This window comes from uncultured Desulfovibrio sp. (genome assembly GCF_949282365.1).
GTDB lineage: Bacteria > Desulfobacterota > Desulfovibrionia > Desulfovibrionales > Desulfovibrionaceae > Desulfovibrio.
The window spans coordinates 1-17568 of sequence record NZ_CASDOY010000043.1; the positions used below are offsets into that span (position 1 = coordinate 1).

At 62.9% G+C, this 17568-nt stretch carries 11 protein-coding genes, 2 tRNA genes and 1 pseudogene; 7 read left to right on the forward strand and 7 right to left on the reverse strand.

The window, feature by feature from the left end:
* From Q1X76_RS08055 to Q1X76_RS08065, 3 genes are all read right to left on the reverse strand, one after another.
* A partial coding sequence (locus tag Q1X76_RS08055; protein ID WP_300719160.1) for a DUF4914 family protein occupies positions 1-391 on the reverse strand: 391 nt, incomplete at its 3' end.
* A gap of 206 nt (positions 392-597) precedes the next feature.
* Positions 598-673 (reverse strand) — tRNA-Lys (locus Q1X76_RS08060).
* A 609-nt stretch (positions 674-1282) separates the two neighbouring features.
* Complete coding sequence (locus Q1X76_RS08065) at positions 1283-3007, reverse strand: glutamine--tRNA ligase/YqeY domain fusion protein (protein ID WP_300719161.1); 1725 nt, start codon at positions 3005-3007, stop codon at positions 1283-1285.
* Between the two features lie 193 nt (positions 3008-3200).
* On the opposite strand from Q1X76_RS08065, the gene Q1X76_RS08070 reads away from it, so the two are divergent.
* From Q1X76_RS08070 to Q1X76_RS08080, 3 genes are all read left to right on the forward strand, one after another.
* Positions 3201-3295, forward strand: a tRNA-Ser gene (locus Q1X76_RS08070).
* Between the two features lie 159 nt (positions 3296-3454).
* Positions 3455-5392, forward strand: coding sequence for a P-loop NTPase fold protein (locus Q1X76_RS08075; RefSeq protein WP_300719162.1), 1938 nt, complete (start codon positions 3455-3457; stop codon positions 5390-5392).
* Positions 5393-5849: 457 nt separating this feature from the next.
* Positions 5850-6554 carry a DUF6198 family protein gene (locus Q1X76_RS08080; protein WP_300719163.1) on the forward strand — a complete coding sequence of 235 codons (705 nt, stop codon included), beginning with the start codon at positions 5850-5852 and terminating at the stop codon, positions 6552-6554.
* A 319-nt stretch (positions 6555-6873) separates the two neighbouring features.
* Here the strand turns inward: Q1X76_RS08080 and Q1X76_RS08085 are convergent, their stop codons facing one another.
* Together Q1X76_RS08085 and folD are read right to left on the reverse strand one after the other, a co-directional pair.
* Entirely contained in the window at positions 6874-7830 is a 957-nt protein-coding gene (locus tag Q1X76_RS08085) for a DUF4952 domain-containing protein (RefSeq protein ID WP_300719164.1), read from the reverse strand.
* A gap of 286 nt (positions 7831-8116) precedes the next feature.
* Positions 8117-8971, reverse strand: a complete 855-nt coding sequence (gene folD / locus Q1X76_RS08090; protein ID WP_300719165.1) for a bifunctional methylenetetrahydrofolate dehydrogenase/methenyltetrahydrofolate cyclohydrolase FolD — start codon at positions 8969-8971, stop codon at positions 8117-8119.
* Positions 8972-9213: 242 nt separating this feature from the next.
* Here folD and Q1X76_RS08095 point away from each other — a divergent pair, with 242 nt between their 5' ends.
* Positions 9214-12279: an EAL domain-containing protein gene (locus tag Q1X76_RS08095; protein ID WP_300719166.1), complete on the forward strand. Its 3066-nt coding sequence runs from the start codon at positions 9214-9216 to the stop codon at positions 12277-12279.
* 333 nt (positions 12280-12612) lie between these two features.
* Here the strand turns inward: Q1X76_RS08095 and eno are convergent, their stop codons facing one another.
* Together eno and Q1X76_RS08105 are read right to left on the reverse strand one after the other, a co-directional pair.
* Positions 12613-13914: a phosphopyruvate hydratase gene (gene eno / locus Q1X76_RS08100; protein WP_300719167.1), complete on the reverse strand. Its 1302-nt coding sequence runs from the start codon at positions 13912-13914 to the stop codon at positions 12613-12615.
* Between the two features lie 193 nt (positions 13915-14107).
* Positions 14108-14896: a type III pantothenate kinase gene (locus Q1X76_RS08105; protein WP_300719168.1), complete on the reverse strand. Its 789-nt coding sequence runs from the start codon at positions 14894-14896 to the stop codon at positions 14108-14110.
* A gap of 465 nt (positions 14897-15361) precedes the next feature.
* On the opposite strand from Q1X76_RS08105, the gene Q1X76_RS08110 reads away from it, so the two are divergent.
* From Q1X76_RS08110 to Q1X76_RS08120, 3 genes and pseudogenes are all read left to right on the forward strand, one after another.
* Positions 15362-16072, forward strand: coding sequence for a hypothetical protein (locus tag Q1X76_RS08110; protein WP_300719169.1), 711 nt, complete (start codon positions 15362-15364; stop codon positions 16070-16072).
* 439 nt (positions 16073-16511) lie between these two features.
* Positions 16512-16964 carry a hypothetical protein gene (locus Q1X76_RS08115; RefSeq protein WP_300719170.1) on the forward strand — a complete coding sequence of 151 codons (453 nt, stop codon included), beginning with the start codon at positions 16512-16514 and terminating at the stop codon, positions 16962-16964.
* A gap of 93 nt (positions 16965-17057) precedes the next feature.
* Positions 17058-17568 (forward strand): annotated as a pseudogene (locus tag Q1X76_RS08120) (hypothetical protein); the annotation flags it as partial.

The following is a 17568-nucleotide window of genomic DNA, read 5'->3' on the forward strand; positions in this document are numbered from 1 at the left end:
TTAAACAACGCAAAAGCCAATCCATAGAAAAATCATAACCAGAATTTTGATATCTAAGCAAAATATTTTTCATCTGTTCTCTGGGTATGATAATCCTCGGATTAGGACATTTCTTACCGGGTTCATCTTCTGTATGCTCCCATATAAGACATGTAGCATTTGGATGTGCCTCAAGGTTAAAAAATATAAGCGGTTCTTTAGGATTAGTTGTTACAGATTCCAGATTCGGATCAGTACCGTATTTTTTTATATGATCAATTCTAACAAACCATGATTTTTCCGCATCTGCAACGCAAAGCCTTCCGTTGTCTTTATAAAAACTGGGATGGCAAAGAGCCTTGCTCACTTCGCCAAGTCGACGCATAGCCAGAAAATCATCATTCAGGGACATGGGCTTGTTCCTTTTGTCCGTATTCCCCGCAAACAAGGAATGCAGGACAGCAATAGGTTGCTTGCTTGAAGAAATCGTCTTGGAATGGACACAAGTTTTTGGAAAACAGAACGGAGAGGACTATCTGCAGTCTGCATGCCTTTCCATGCAGTCGAAAATACCAAAAAAGGCACCACCCGTACAGGGGAAGTGCCTTTGGAAATTCCTGGTGGGACGTGCGGGGATCGAACCTGCGACTCTCTGCTTAAAAGGCAGATACTCTACCTGCTGAGTTAACGACCCGTTGAGACGTTTCTGATAGCCAAATCCTCACGGCAAGTCAAGGATTATTTTCCCGGCGGCCCTTTTTCCCGTCATCCCGGGAACGTGCCCTGCCCGGGCTCTGCGCCCTGTCCGGCGTGCGGAGGCGGAGCGTCCGCCGTTCCGTGCGCATCCCGTGCAATGACAGTCGCCCCGGCCGTCCCATATCCCCGCGCATCCCGCGCGTGGGCGATCCCGCCCCTGAAGGCCTGCCGGCCGGTGGCACACGTCGCGGGGGGAGCCTCCCCATGCGCGCTTGCCGGCGGCCCGCTTGCCTGCCACCTTCCGGGAAACGGAGCCCCCGGGGCGTGCCGGCACGACGTTTGCGCTTTATCCCGAATGCAGAAGGGGGATCGGCCACGCCTGTCCCGTGGAGGAGGCGTGCCGCATGCTCCCGCGCCCATCCGCAGAAAAACGCGCTGGGGAAAGGCCGGGCGGCATGGGGGGAGGAGGGAAAGCCCTCCCGCGCGGGCAGCCGCCGCATGGCGGCCGCAGGCCGTGCCCGTTGCGATGAAGGAAGCTGCGGGCATCGCCGGCAGAGATGAGGGCTTTCCCTGCCCCGAAACACGTTGCCGCTGGCGTCGACACGCCCTAGGCGTTCTTCTTTTCCTGCTTGGCCCAGGAGTCGCGCAGGCCCACGGTACGGTTGAAGACCGGGAGGGCCGCCGTGCTGTCCTTGTCCTTGCAGAAGTAGCCCACGCGCTCGAACTGCACCCTGGTCCCCACTTCCAGGGCGGCCAGGGCGGGTTCCAGCATGGCGGTCACTTCACGCAGGGAATCGGGGTTGAGGGCGTCCAGGAAGGTCTGGCCTTCGGGCATGGCATTGGGGTTCTCGGCCGTGAACAGATGCTCGTACAGGCGCACCGTGGCGGGCACGGCATGGCGGGCCGAGACCCAGTGGATGGTGCCCTTGACCTTGCGGCCGTCGGGGCTCTGGCCGCCGCGGCTGGCGGGGTCATAGGTGCAGCGCAGTTCCAGCAGCTTGCCGTCATCGTCGTACACGGCTTCGCGGCAGGTGATGAAATAGGCGTAGCGCAGGCGCACTTCCGCGCCCGGAGCCAGACGGTGGTATTTCTTGGGCGGATCCTGGCGGAAGTCGTCGCGCTCGATCCACAGCTCGCGCGAGAAGGGCACGCTGCGGCTGCCGTAGGCGGCATCTTCGGGATGCCAGGGCATCCCGAATTCCTCCACCTGGTCCTCGGGATAGTTCTCGATGACCACCTTCACCGGATCCAGTACGGCCATGGCGCGCGCGGTGTGGGCGTTGAGGTATTCACGGATGCAGAACTCCAGCACCGCGTAATCCACCATGGAGTCGGCGCGGGCGATGCCGATGCGGCTGCAGAACTCGCGCAGGGCCTCGGGCGGCACGCCGCGGCGGCGCAGGCCGCTCAGGGTGGGCATGCGCGGGTCGTCCCAGCCTTTGACGTGGCCTTCCTTCACCAGCTGGATGAGCTTGCGCTTGGAAAGCACCGTGTGGGTCAGGTTGAGGCGCGCGAACTCGATCTGCTGGGGATGGTAGACCTCCAGGGCGTCCAGCACCCAGTCGTAGAGCTCGCGGTTGTTCTCGAACTCCAGGGTGCAGATGGAATGGGTGATGCCCTCCAGCGAGTCGGACAGGCAGTGCGTGAAGTCGTACATGGGATAGATGCACCACTTGTCGCCCGTGCGGTGATGTTCGGCATGGCGGATGCGGTACAGGGTGGGGTCGCGCATGACCAGGTTGGGCGAGGCCATATCGATCTTGGCGCGCAGCACATGCTCGCCGTCGGCGAACTCCCCGGCGCGCATGCGGCGGAACAGGTCCAGGTTCTCCTCCACGCTGCGTTCGCGGCAGGGGCTCTCCTTGCCGGGACGGGTCAGGGTGCCGCGGTACTCGCGGATCTCGTCGGCGCTCAGGTCGTCCACATAGGCCTTGCCCTTGAGGATGAGCTGCTCGGCGTATGCGTAGAGCTGGTCGAAGTAGTTGGAAGCGTAGAACTCACGGTCGTCCCATTCGCCGCCCAGCCACCTGACGTCCTCGCGGATGGAATCCACATATTCGGTGTCTTCCTTGACGGGGTTGGTGTCGTCGAAGCGCAGGTTGCACAGGCCGCCGAACTCCCGCGCCACGCCGAAGTTGAGGCAGATGGACTTGGCATGGCCCAGATGCAGGTAGCCGTTGGGCTCGGGAGGAAAGCGCGTGTGCACCTGACCCCCGAAACGACCCGACGCGTTGTCGTCCATGATGCGGGCGCGGATGAAGTCCACACCGGCTTTGGGATTGTCGTTGCTTTCCGCGGCGGCGGCCACGGTCTCGGCCTTGTTTTCGCTCATGGCGTTCTTTCCTCCGTAAGATAGTGAACGCAGCAGGATACGCCAAGCCGGTACGGGGGTCAACGCCGGCCGCGCGGCCCGGGCCGCGCATATGCCGGGATTTTTTTGCGCCCCGCCGGCTTTCCCCTTGACAGGGGCCGCCATATTGACTAGGTTACGGCTTCACGCGGGAATGACGATGTCTTCCCCGAGCGGAGAGGTGTCCGAGTCGGCCGAAGGAGCTCGCCTGCTAAGCGAGTATACGGGCTTAAACCTGTATCGAGGGTTCAAATCCCTCCCTCTCCGCCACCAAGGCGGCAAAGCCGGTATGTCAGCGATGACGTACCGGCTTTTTTCGCGTATCCTGCGGACAGCGGGATCAGGGGAGCTCCCGGCGCCGCGCCTGCCGCCCCCCCCTGTTCCCGGATGCTCCATCTTTCCTCATTCAACGCGCAGGGGAGGCATGACATGACAAGCAAGAGCTGCATCACGGACAAACCTGTTTCCACAAAGGACGGCGACAGCCTCCAGGCCCGGGATTATGCCCAAGCCTTGAGTCTCTTCATCCGGCATGCGGACACACCTGTCACCATCGGCATCCAGGGTGGCTGGGGGAGCGGGAAAACCAGCCTCATCAGCATGCTGCAGGAGCTGCTTGAGAAGGATGAGGCGCACGAGAGCCTGTGCGTATGCGTCAATGCCTGGGAGCATTCCCTGTTCCAGGATGCGAACAGCAAAATGGACGTGGCCCTGAGCCTTCTGGGCGGACTGGCTGACGGCATTGAACAGAGCGTTGTCCAGGCCACATGGATGAGCCGGGACGTGCGCGATCGTGTCAATAAGAACAGTCAGGCGATCAATGCGGCCCTGGGCGCGCTGAAGTTCTGCCTGCGCATTTCCGCCCGTATCGCCGTGCAGGCTGTCGCCAATGCCGCCGGCGCCGGTGAAGCCGTGAGCGGCACCTTCGAGGACAAGCGGGGCGAACAGACGGAGCAGAAACCCATAGCCCAGCATGTGCACGAATTGCGGGAGTCGCTCCGCGAACAGGTGGGCAGGATCACGCAGGGCGGCAAGCCTGGCAAGATCGTGTTCTTCATCGACGACCTGGACCGCGTGCCGCCGGCCACGGCGGTGGAGATCCTGGACATCACCAAGAACATCTTCGACATCCCCCACTGCATTTTCATCCTGGCCATCGACTACGAAGTCGTGGTGAAAGGACTGGAAGGCAAATTCGGGCCCAAATCGCGGGAAAACGAACGCGAGTTCCGCCAGTATTTCGACAAGATCATCCAGATCCCCTTCACCATGCCTATCGGGGCCTATGCCACGCACATCGCCGACATGCTGCGACCGGCCCTGAAACAGCTGGGCCTGCCGGCCGGGGAAGACAGCAACCTGCTGGAACGCCTCGCCGAGGATGCCACCCTGGCCACGGGCGGCATCCCGCGCAGCATCAAGCGCATCGTGAACACCCTGTCCCTGCTGAACTATATCGCCATGGCATCCCGGAAGGACGCGGACGCCTCGGCCAAAGCGGTCATGGACGACCTGGAAGCCCGCTTCATCATCGTGGCGCTCCACATCAATTTTCCCGAGATCTGCCGCCGGCTCATGGAAAGGAGCGCCTTCACCCAATGGACGCGCGCGGAACTCGACAAGGTCTGGAAGCTGGAGAGCGGCAACTGCGACAGTGAGCTGGCCGTGCTGGAAAAAAGCGAACTTTTCAATGACGAATGGGAAAAAGCCCTGTATTGCCTTTGTGCCCAGTCCGACTGGCTCAAGGCGCAGGCCAAGAACATTTCCCAGCTGCTGAACAACCTGCTCGTGGCCCTCAACGGCGAGAAGGGCCAGAGCGAACTTTCGGAAGATGGCCTGGCCCTGATGGCCGACATCCTGGACAGCATCCGCGTGGTCTCCATCGACTCGGAGACGTCCACCCAGCATATCGACGACAGCAGCGTCAAAACGGACAGCTGCACCTACTTTTGCCGGCAATTCCATGAGGAGCTCGCCAAGGCCCTGCCGAAGGGGGCCTTGGGCAAGCCGGCGAACGAATACGCGAAACGCGTCAAAGGCGGCAGGCGCTATGATGCTGACATGGGTGAAGGGCGGGCGTTGTGCATGATATGGTATAATCAAACACAAAATTTTGAGATTTCCATCATGGGCGATAGAAAAAATATCCTGCAAGCCAAGGCCAGCCCTGTATTAGAAAAATACATCGGCAGGGTGGATGAGTATGAGTGTGAAGGCCGCTCAAAATTCTGGCTCACACGCCAGCATGATGGCTTTTCTTTCAATAGGTTCCGCGATAGCCCTGCCAGGGACTATATCGACGATACCGTGACCTTGTACGAGACCGTTTGCAAAGCGGAAAAAGAGCTGGCTGCCCTCAAGCGCTGAATGCACGCGGGACGCTACCCGCGGGCATCGCGTACCGGTCTTGCGCCTGTCCTGCTGGCGCTTTTCGGCGGCACATACGTTCGAAAAAGGAAGATCGTGCGAAGCATCGCGGTAATGGGCCCGTCCCTTGTCTCCACAGCCGTGGCAGGGAGGCATCCCTTGCAGGTATCCTGAACTCCAGGCCCTGCCCGGTCCATCCGGGCGGGGCCGTCATTTTTTCACCGGCTTGCCGGGTACCGCAAGGCGGGCGGCAAAGCAGGGGACTGGCGTCCTCCATCCGGTCCGGGAGATACGGGCCGCCGGTCCTGGCGACAGAATAGCCGACTTTGGGGCAACATATGGACATGGTTGCGGATTGCTGTGAAATGAGTACTCTTTCCCGGTGAAAGGCAGAAAAGATTCCGCGGTGATTGCCCCATTGTGCAAGGAGCCGCCCGGAGCCTGGAGAGGAGGTTCCATGAAAAGATCCGATGTTGCCAAACGTTACACCAGCCTTGCGGTCTCGCTTTTTTTCAACGCCCTGGGCATCGCCCTGATCACCCAGGCCGATCTCGGCACCACGCCCATCACCAGCCTGCCCTATACGCTGGCGGCCATCTTCGGCCTCACGCTGGGCACCACCACCTTCGCCTGCAACCTGCTCTTCCTGTTGCTGCAGCGCATCCTGCTGCGCCGCGGGCTGGGCGTCGCGGAACTGCTGCAGATCCCGGCGGTGCTGGTGTTCAGTGTCTTCATCGACTTCTGGATGTACCTCACCGGCGCGCTGGTCACGGACGTCTATCTTTGGCAGATCGCGATGTGCGTCGTGGGCAGCGCCGTGCTGGGCGCGGGCATCAGCCTGGAGATCATGAGCAACGCCACCGTCATCCCCGGCGAGGGCCTGGTCATCGTCATCGCCGCGCGGTCCCGCAAGAATTTCGGCAATATCAAGGTGTTGTTCGACTGTACGCTGGTGCTGGCCTCCTGCCTGCTCGGTCTTGGCGTGCTCGGCGGCATCGTGGGCCTGCGCGAAGGCACCGTGCTTTCGGCCCTGCTGGTGGGGGTCTTCGCCAGGCTCGCCTCGCCCTGGACGCGACGTTTGAAGCCCCTGCTCTGGTCACGGGAGCAGCGCGAGCGCTTCCGGCACATCAGGGACGAGATGCCCGAGAAGCGGAAGGGTTAGCGCTTTCCGTCGAACAGGCGCGGTCATGGATGCCGGGGCATGGCTCATCCCCCGCTGCGGCGGGCCGGTAGCCGTGCCGCCTTCGGCATCTGCCGCTGTCTCCCGGCCCTTCTGCGGCCCTGTCCTCCGCCCGTCGTGCGGCGGCGCCGCGTGCCCGGGGTCCTCCTTTTTCTGCAGCTGCCGGGGTGGTCGGCGCTCGGGGATGCAGCATGGAAAAGGCGGGATCATGCCCCGCAAGCGCAGGGAGGCATGTGTTTCGATCCCGGCGTGGACGGGAGATGGTCGTCCGGCTCCGCGCACGGTCCGCCGGCATGGCGGCTCATTCCCGTTCCAGCCGCACCGTCACCGCGAACCAGGCGATCTTGCCCCAGTCCTCCCGCCGCGGCGCGAAGGCTCCCTGCTGCGGGACCTCGCCCATGACAAGGGTGCAGAGGGGGCCGGTCTGGGGGGCATTGCGGGGAGTTTCCCGGGGGCCGCTTTGCAAGGGGCCCCGGGAGCCGTCCTGCGGTCCTGCGCCCCTGGGGAGGGGAGCCGGAGCGCCTGCCGTCAGGGCCGCGCCGGAGGCCTGCGCAGCGGCTCCCACGCCGGCCTGCCCTGCCGTCGTGCCGGTGCTCCTGTCCGGGGCAGGGACCGGGGGCGCGGTGATGGCGTCGCGCGCCGCGTCGCCCTCCGCCACGGGGAGAGGCGTTTTGCTGTCCGCGCGCTTCCCGTCGGCGGGCCCGCCGGCGGCCGGACCGGGGAGTAGGCCGGCAGGCACGTCCGGGACCAGGCCCGTGGGCACATCGACGTCCAGGTCTGCGGCCGGATCAGGGAGCAGGCCGGCGGACGGGCCGGCAGGCACGTCCATGAGCATGTCGGCGGACAGGCCCGGGGACAGGGCCCCGGGGCGGTCGGGTCTGTCCGTCCCGGCCGGGCGCAGGCGGAAATGCCCGGCGCCGTCTTCCGGCAGCTGCCAGATGCCCGCCTGCCGCTGCAGGGCCGCCATGCCCGTGCGTTCCCGCAGGGCCGTTTCCACGGCGGCCGCCCGCGCCCCCGGGACGCGGTAGCGCGCCGCCAGGACCGCGCGCCCCGTGCGCGGGTCCGCGGCCGGGCGGCAGTAAAGATATTCCAGCCCGTCGGGCTTCAGGCCCGCCTGCTCCAGAAGATCGCCGCACCGGCCGTCGCCCGTCGTAGTGGACCCGGGCAGGGCGGGCAGGAACAGCACCGGGCCCTTGCCGTCGGCCAGGGCGGGCAGGGCCAGCCACAGGCAGAGCGCCAGACACAAGAACACGCGCATCGGATCCCTCCTTGGGGGCTCCGGCCCGCCTTGCCCGGACGGTCCGGGGAGGCTCTGCCGGAGCGGGGTCGGTGGGGAGGACGGCCCGGACTAGGGGACGCGCCGGCAGGGCCGGGCAGGGCACGGGCCGCCGCCCGTCCACCAGCCGTCCGTCTGTCCGTTGTCCGTCCGCCCGCCGTCCGGGCGCGGCAGGAGCGCCCGCGGGCCGCCCTCCGGCACGGACAAAAAAAGAAGGAACCTTTCCCCCGGAAACGCTCCTTCCTGTCTTTGGTCCCGCGTGGCGCCGCTAGACGCGGCCTTCCCAGGCCTGGACCGTATTTTTCAGCAGCATGGCGATGGTCATGGGGCCCACGCCGCCGGGCACGGGCGTGATGGCGGCGGCCTTTTCGCTCACGGAGGCGAAGTCCGCATCGCCGCACAGGCCGTCGTCCGTGCGGTTGATGCCCACGTCGATGACCACCACGCCCTCGCGCACCATGTCGCCGGTGACCAGGCGCGGCTTGCCGATGGCCAGGAAGAGGAAGTCCGCGCTGCGGCACTGTTCGGCCAGATCGGGGGTGCGCGAATGGCAGATGGTCACGGTGGCGTCGCCGAATTCGCCGGGACGGGCCAGCAGCAGGGCCAGGGGTTTACCCACGATGTCCGAGCGGCCCAGGATCACGGCCTTTTTGCCGCGCGTGGGCAGGCCGTAGCGGCGCAAAAGCTCGATGACGCCCGCGGGCGTGCAGGAGACCAGGCCCGGCAGGTTGAGGGACAGACGGCCCACGTTTTCGGGATGGAAGCCGTCCACGTCCTTGGCCGGATCGATGGCCAGCAGGCAGGCGGAGGCGGAAAGCTGCGCCGGCAGGGGCAGCTGCAGCAGGATGCCGTCCACGTCCGCGCGGCCGTTGAGCTCGGCGATGAGGGCCAGCAGGGCCTCCTGGGTGGTATCGGCAGGCAGGCGATAGGGGAAGGAGAGGATGCCCGCCTCGGCGCAGGCGCGTTCCTTGTTGCGCACATAGACCTGCGAGGCGGGGTCTTCGCCCACCAGGATCACGGCCAGGCCGGGAGCGCGGCGTCCGGCCGCCACGGCGGCCGCTATCTGTTCCTTGAGTTCCGCACGGATGTCACGGGCGGTCTGTTTTCCGTCGATGAGAATCATGGCAACCTCGTGGCTGACGTTGGCGCCGGGGCCGGCGCGAGGGCGGGGGAAATATACTCCGTCGCGCCGCCAAGCTCAAGCCTCCCCGTTTGCGCGTCTTTTTTCCCCGCGCGGCTTGCGCTGGCCGCGGGATACGGTATATGGTATCGCATCCATGTATCATCAGCATTTCCTGGGGACAGTCCCCCCGCGGTGATGCTTTTGCGGATCACTGCTGCGGCAATTTCCTGCGAGAATGTCCCATGCTCCGAAAGTCCCTGACGTTTCTTCTCTGTCTGCTGTTCCTTGCCCTGCCGGCCGTCTCCCCCCTCGCCTCCCGGGAGAAATCTCCTGTCAAGAACTATACCGCTCCTGTGGGCGGAGCGAGCTTCCATTTTTTTTCTCCTGAATCCATCCTCGCCAACTACAGGGAGCCCAGGACCATCCGCGTGGGCTACTTCGACCAGCACGGCGTGTTCGAGGGCGAGGGCGACCAGCTCTCCGGTTATGCCGTGGCCCTGCTCACGGCCATCTCCCGCTATACGGGCTGGGAATACGAATGGGTCAGGATACGTTTCGACGAGCTGGCCCAGCGCCTTGACGACGGCAGCATCGACATTTCCTGCGGCATCAGCTTCACCCCGGAACGCTCCGGGGTCTTCACCTATTCGCGCCTGCGCGCCGGCTACGAGAACACCTGCCTGCATGTGGCCCGTGACAGCGACATGTACTACATGGATATCGAAGCCTTCAACGGCATGCGCATCGGCTTCTTCAACGATTCCCTGCAGTACGGCGTGATGGAGCAGTTCGCCGCCTATCACGGCTTCAGCTTCCGCCCCCTGTTCTTCGAGGAAAGCAGCGAGATGTCCCGGGCCCTGGCCGAAGGCCGCATCGACGGCTATGTGGACGGCGTGCTGCGCGGCAAGGGCACCAAGGTGGTGGCCACCATTTCCACGGACCCGTTCTTCTTCGTCACCCGCAAGGGGGACACGCAGATCATGCCCCAGGTCAACGAGGCCATGCGCCAGCTGCTGCTGAACCACCCCAGTTTCCTCTCCCGCCTGTACGACAGCTACCTCAATGTCACCTCGGACGTGCCCGTGGTCTTCACCCGCTCCGAAAGCCGCTGGCTGGCCACGAAGCCCGTCCTGCGCGTGGCCTACAGCCGCGACCAGGACATGATGGACCCCACCCAGGGCTCCACCTTTTTCTATACCTTCCTGAAGATGCTGGAGCAGCAGAGCGGCATCCGCTTCATCTTCGTGCCCCAGGATTCGTATGATGACTGCCTGCGCGCCCTGGCCGATGGCGCGGCGGACATCATGACCGACGTCTATCCCAAGACCTCCTTCCTGCGCAGCCAGGGCATCCTGTGCGGCAAGATCTTCTACAACGCGCCCATCACCCTGGTGGGCAAGATCGGCAAGCCCCGGGTCCCGGGCCAGAAGTGCACGGTGGGCTTCACCCGGGAGATGCGCAGCGTGCGCCAGGCCTATCAGAGCACCTATCCCGACGACATACCCAGGGTCTTTGCCTCCAGCGAGGAATGCCGCAGGGCCTTTGAGAAGGGCGAGCTGGATTTCTACGTCTGGCCCTATCCGGCCTCCTCGCTCTGGGACGGGCCGCCCGAGGACGGCATCCTGCTCCCCACCAGGGCCATGTATCCCATGGCCCTGGGCGTCTCGCCACAGACGTCGCCTTTCGCCATCTCGGTGCTGGACAAGGTCATCAACGCTACCAATAACACCGTCATCGAGACCATGCTGCTGACCACGGCGCCGGAATCCCCGCTGGCGATGCTCAAGCGCTTCGTGCACCGGCATGTCCTGGAAAGCCTGATCGGCTTCCTCCTGCTGGTGGCGCTGCTGATCCTTTTCGCCGCCTGGCGCAGCCGCCGCCGTCTGGCCGCCCTGCGGGCCGTGGCCTTCACCGATCCCGTCACCCGGGGGCCCAATCGCGGCAAGTTCCTGATGGATGCCGCCCGGCTGCTGCAACAGGGCGAGCGGCGCTTCTACCTGTGTACCCTCAACATCCGCAAGCTCAAGCTCATCAACCGGGTCTGCGGCCTGCGCACCGGCGACAGCCTGATCCGTTTCTGCAACCGGGAGTTCACCCTGCGCACGCGCCACGGGGAACTGGCCGCCTACAGCGGTTCGGGCCGCTACCTGCTGCTCTGGCACTGCGCCGATGATGCGGAATTCGGCCAGCGCATGGCGGAGCTGTTCTCCGTGGCGGAAACGGCGCGCAAGCTCTACGAACGCCCGGTGAGCTTCGCCTGCGGCGTCTATGTGATCCAGGGCGGGGGAGGCGCGGACGGCGCGGACCTGGCCGGGGACGAGGAAGCCGGCAAGAGCTCCCAGGACGGGGAACGCTCCGTGGCCCGCTATCTGCTCTATGCCGACACGGCGGAAGCCAGCATCGCCTCTGCCGGCGACTACCGCTCGCAGTTCCTGTTCTACAGCGAACTCATCGGCGCCCGCCAGCTCAAGGCCAACGATATCGAGAACCGCATGGTCCGCGCCCTGGAGCAGGGGGAGTTCCTGGTCTTCCTGCAGCCCCAGGTCTGCCTCGCCGACGGACGCCTGCACGGCGCCGAGGCCCTCATCCGCTGGCGTCCTGCGGACGGGAGCATGATCTATCCCGACGAGTTCATCCCGCTTTTCGAGCAGAACGGCTTTATCCGGGAGCTGGACATCTTTGTCATGGACACGGTCTGCGCCTGGATACGCCGGCGCCTCGACCAGGGCAAAAAGGTGCCGCCCATCAGTGTCAATCAGTCCAAGGCCCTGTTCTTCAAGGACAACTATGTGGAAACCGTCCTTGCCATCGTGGAGCGGCACCGGGTGCCGCCGGGACTGCTCTATGTGGAGGTCACGGAAAGCATGGCCTGGATGGACAAGGACCTGTTCCTGCGCACCCTCAGCGACCTGCGCCGGGCCGGCATCGGCCTGAGCCTGGACGATTTCGGCAAGGGCTATTCCTCCCTGGCCATGCTGCATTCCTTCGGCTTCGACATTATCAAGCTGGACCGGGCCTTTCTGGAGAGCTCGCGCGAAAACCGGCAGACCGGCTGGATCATCATCTCGTCCCTGGTGGACATGGCCCGCCGCCTCCATATCGAGATCCTTTGCGAAGGCGTGGAAACGGAAGAACAGCTGCAACAGCTGGTAATGGCCCATTGCAAGTACGGACAGGGCTATTTCTTCTCCAGGCCCGTGGATATGGAGACCTTTGCCGCCTATGCGGACGAGCGCGAGCTGGAGGCCGGAGGGCCGGGCATCCCGGGGGAGGAGGATCAGGAGCAGGGCAGCTCCCGGCGCCCGTAAGACGCGACGACGGCCTCCTGCCGCTGTGCCGCGCACGTCCGCGAGCTGTTTTCAGGGTCCCCCGCCGTGCGGGGGACTTTTCGTACGGCCTCCGGCCTGTGCGCGCCTGACAGGTACGCCGCCGCAGCGCACTCCCCTGTCTGTTTCCCTTCAATCGTCCATCCGTCTCCTGCGGTCCCGATCCCGGCCAGGCAGGCCTGCGGCCGTGGGGATGGCGCGTGTTGCCCGCGGGGCGTGCCGGGGCGTTGCGCCGCGCGCCCGTCCACACACGAAAAAAAGGGGGCCTTGCGGCCCCCTTCGGGATCGGGATGCGGCGGCGCTCCCCGGTACGGTCTAGTTCTCGCTTTCGTCCAGGGCGTAGTACTCCGCCAGCATGGGGCCGAAGAATTCGGCGCCGTCGCCCAGTTCCTCTTCGATGCGCAGCAGCTGGTTGTACTTGGCCATGCGTTCGGAGCGGCACAGGGAGCCGGTCTTGATCTGGCCGGCGTTGACGCCCACGGCCAGGTCGGCGATGAAGCTGTCCTCGGTCTCGCCGGAGCGGTGGGAGACCACCGTGGTGTAGGCGGCTTCCTTGGCCATTTCGATGGTGTCCAGGGTCTCGGTCACGGTGCCGATCTGGTTCAGCTTGATGAGGATGGAGTTGGCCACGCCCTCGGCGATGCCTTCGGCCAGGATGGAGGGATTGGTCACGAACACGTCGTCGCCCACCAGCTGGGTGCGTTCGCCCAGGCTGGCGGTCAGCATGCCCCAGCCGTCCCAATCGCTTTCGGCCATGCCGTCCTCGATGGAGATCAGGGGATACTTGCTGGTGAATTCGGCCAGCCACTGGGCCATCTCGGCATTGTTGAAGGTCTTGTCTTCGCCCTTCAGCACATATTTGCCGTCCTGATAGAATTCGGAAGCCGCGGCGTCGATGGCCAGGGCCACTTCGCTGCCGGGGATGTAGCCGGCTTCCTCGATGGCCTTGACGATGTAGCTGAAGGCTTCGTCATGGTTCTTCAGGTTGGGGGCGAAGCCGCCCTCGTCGCCCACGCTGGTCACATGGCCGTCCTTTTCCAGCAGCTTCTTCAGCACATGGAAGATCTCGGCGCCCATGCGCAGGGCGTCACGGAAGCTCTGCGCGCGCAGGGGCATGATCATGAATTCCTGGATGTCCAGGTTGTTGGGCGCGTGGGCGCCGCCGTTGATGATGTTCATCATGGGCGCGGGCAGCACCTTGGCGTTGACGCCGCCCAGGTATTTGTACAGGGGCAGGCCCAGGTATTCGCTGGCGGCGCGGGCGCAGGCCATGGACACGCCCAGCATGGCGTTGGCGCCCAGGCGGCTCTTGTTGTCGGTGCCGTCCAGGTCGATGAGGGTGTTGTCCACCTGCACCTGCTGCAGGGCGTCCAGGCCCAGCAGGGCGTCGGCGATCTCGCTGTTGACGTTCTCCACGGCCTTGGTCACGCCCTTGCCGCCGTAGCGTTTGCCGCCGTCGCGCAGTTCCAGGGCCTCACGGCTGCCGGTGGACGCGCCCGAAGGCACGGCCGCGCGGGCGCTGTGGCCGGATTCCAGAGAAACTTCCACTTCCACGGTCGGATTGCCGCGCGAGTCCAGGATCTCGCGGGCATACACAGACGCAATGCTGCTGCTCATGATCGCTCCTTTGAAGGTTGATTCTTCCGCCGCGCGAAAGAGTCTTGTTCTCCGCTGCGCCCCCACGGGCGGATGCGGGGCCTTGGTCCGACGGCAGGGAAGCCCTGCCGCAAATTTTCTTTTCACAACGGGTCGCCTGTCCTGCGGCGCAAGCCCGGACAGCGGCGGCCCGGGACGGCCCGCCGGGCCGTCCTCAGTAGGGGTGGCGCTCGTAATACAGGCTGCGCAGGCCCTCCAGCAAAAGCGAGGGCAGCACGGCGTCGAAGACGGCAGGGCTGATGCGCGCGATGGACGGGGCGAAACCGCCGGTGGCCAGCACCAGGCAGTCGCCGGGCAGGACGTTTTTCAGCCGGCGGGTCAGGCCCTCCACCATGCAGGCGAAACCGAAGACCAGGCCGTGCTGGATGCTCACCGCGGTGCTGCGCCCGGGCGCGGGCTCCGTGGCGTCCACGTCCAGATTGACGCGGGGCAGCTGGGCCGTCTCGCGCGCCAGGGCCGAGATGGCCGTGCGCGGGCCGGGAAAGATCAGGCCGCCGAGGTAGGCATTGCCGCTGATGCAGTCAAAGGTGACGGCCGTGCCGAAATCCACCACGATGAGGGATTCCGGCTCGGCATACAGGCGCCGGGCCTCATAGGCGCCCACCAGACGGTCGGCGCCCACTTCCTGCGGCCGTTCGTAATGGTTCTGCAGGGGGATGGGCAGGTCCTGCGGCACCATCCACAGGGGACAGGCCAGGTAACGCTCGACGGCCTCACGCAGCAGGGGATCGAAACCCGGCACCACCGACGAGGCCACGCAGGCCGTGAAGCGGGGCGCCGCGCCCGCGTGGCGCAGCAGCTCCAGCAGGGTCAGGCCCAGACTGTCCGAAGTCTGGGCGGGGTCCGTGCGCAGGTTGTAGGTGGTCGTCACGCCCCGCGAGTCGGCCAGACCGACCTTGATGCAGGTATTGCCGATGTCGAAAAGCAGAAGTTCTGGCTGCATGTCGCACCCCTTGGGAAACAGGTCCGTGCACAGGGGAATCCGCGGCAGAAAGTATGCCAGAAAGCCCGGGCATTCGCAAGGAAGGCGATGCCCGCGCCCGCGGCCGTCCCTCAAGTAGCCCCATCTGGCAGTGTTTGCTCTGCTAGGATCAGGACTCATTACGTTTTGCTTTGAGGGGGGCCTTCCCCCTCAAACTCCCCTATCTTCCCCAAAACCCGTAAAATTTTTATGGACAAGTAAGAATAGGAGTTCTTATTTCTGAAAATACTTTTTTATTTCAGTATATTATTTAAAATATTACACAGAAACACAATCTTAATAATGAGTCCTGGGCCTAGTGTTACCGCCTGGACGAATTTCCACGATTCATCTTTTCCTGGAAAAAAAAGTGCAAGAAATGTAATATCTCTATATCTATTCAGGAATCAATAGATTTCATAAAATGCTGTTGAAAGGAGAATTGTCATGGAAAGTATTTTTAAAGAATGCTGTGATTTTATTGATACAGAATATAAACGCCTTGGGCATATGTTAGGTTATCGTTTTTTATTATGCCCTCAAAAATTATTGAATCCTCAGACAAAGATACTTTATCTTGGACTTAATACTGGAGGTAAGGAAGAAATATCTGAGCATTCATGTACTAGTTGTGAGTATGGGACAGCATTCTTTACAGAATCATGGAAAGGCATGGCTCCTGGAACAGAAAATCTTCAAAGACAGACACAGTTTCTTTTTGGAAAATTGCAAAGAAATCTTGGCGTGAATGGAACGATACAAGAATTTTCCGATTCTTACGTTCTTTCTGCCTATTTTATTCCTTTCCGCTCTCCTTCATGGACATCTCTTTGTAAGAAAAAAGAATCTATTGAAAGCGCTAACAATCTATGGTCAAAGATTTTTGATTATTGGATGCCGAACCATATAATTGCACTTGGAAAAGATACATATAAGCAAATAGAAAAATTATTTTTGCAGCACAACTTTGATGCTTCTCCCATACAACTGATTCCATCAGGATGGGGGAAATATAATCTTGCTGTCCGAATATTTTTTCGAGAAGGCCGCACAATATATCTGGGGAACCTTCTGCATCTCTCACAGTTCAAAATAATGGGTAAAATTAAATATGCCTATGCGATAGATACATTTTTGGATATGATGCACTTTGGTTAAAAACTTCGCCAAGTGCTGCCCGTGACCATGTCCGTTGTGGGTGGCATCGTCCCGGCGGGATGCCTCCCGTGCGCTGTGGCTGGGGAAACCGTGCAGCGGGCCCTTGCGCTCTCCGTGTTCGGGGCATGACGCCGGGGTGCCTTCACGGCAACCGCCCGGCAGGTCCCGCGCCCTGTTTGGGGAAACGTCCGCATGTTTTTTTCACCGTGACGGGCATCTTTTTTGCCGTGGCGCGCAGGGGATGATTGCCGCGCGGGGCGGGCATTTTTTGCCTATTTCATAAAAACATGTCCTGGTACAACATAACTAATTTTATAGAATCATTGAAAAATATTTGTTGACAAGATGCTGTTTCCTCTCTAAACGAAAATAGATTTTATTTTCATGTAGCAGTGTCTGCCAGGGGGGCAGTGCGGGGCGGCCTCAAAAAGGAGGAAACATGAAAGAGACCCAAGGCGCGCTGAGCATGCTGCTGCGCCGCTACCGCCTGATCCTGGGCAAATGCCGCTGGAAGAACCTGCTGGCCGGGCTGGTGCTGGGGGCGGTGCTGGCGACCCCGGCCGTCTCCCTGGCCGACAGCGGCGGCAAGCCGGGACGTCCGGGCTATCCTGGTGAAGATCGCTTCTACACGGGCACCGTGGATGGCGCGTCGGGCGAATATGTCGGCAGCAAGGGCAACATCGTCATCGAGAACCGCAATTCCGATTATAACCACAAGGAGTATTACGGCGGTTATGTGGACGGCGAAGGGGACGTCACGGGAAACACCGTGACCATGCGCGGCGCCGATCCGCGAGCCAAGAACATCTACGGCGGCTGGACGGACAAGGGCGAGGCTGCCGGCAATGTGGTGACCCTGGAAAACGGACGCGTCGGCAGCATCTGGGCCTAGGGTCGCGTCTATGCGGGCGGGACCGGTGACGGTGACGCCACCGGCAATACGCTTGAGATCCGCAGCGGTCACATCGAGGGCTCCCACACCGATGTGATCGCCGGCTACACCGCCAAAGGCGACAGTACGGACAACAAGCTCAGCATCAGCGGCGGCCGCATCGACCGGACGGCTGCCGACCACTTCGTCAGCGCCGGCCGCAGCGAGGAAGGCAGTGCCCGGAACAACACCCTGACCGTCACCGGCGGCGAGCTGGGACAGGAGGCCTACGGCGGCCACGCCCAGACCGGGGCGGCCGAAGGCAACCGGGTGGAGTTCTCCGGTGCAGGCAGCTCCGTGGGCAAGCTGACCGCGGGCCATACCGTCCAGGGCGAGGCGCGCGGCAACTCGCTGGTCATGGGCGGCGGCACGGTCAAGACGTTCCTGATCGGGGGCGAAAGCGTCAGCGGTCTGGTCTCCGGCAACAAGATCGAGATGCACGGCGGGACCGTGGGCAAAAGCGTCTATGCCGGCTACACCAATGGCGGCGGCGCTTCCGGTAATGAGCTGGTCGTCGACGGCGGCACCATCTCGGGCAATGCCTTCGGCAGCTTCATCGACGCCG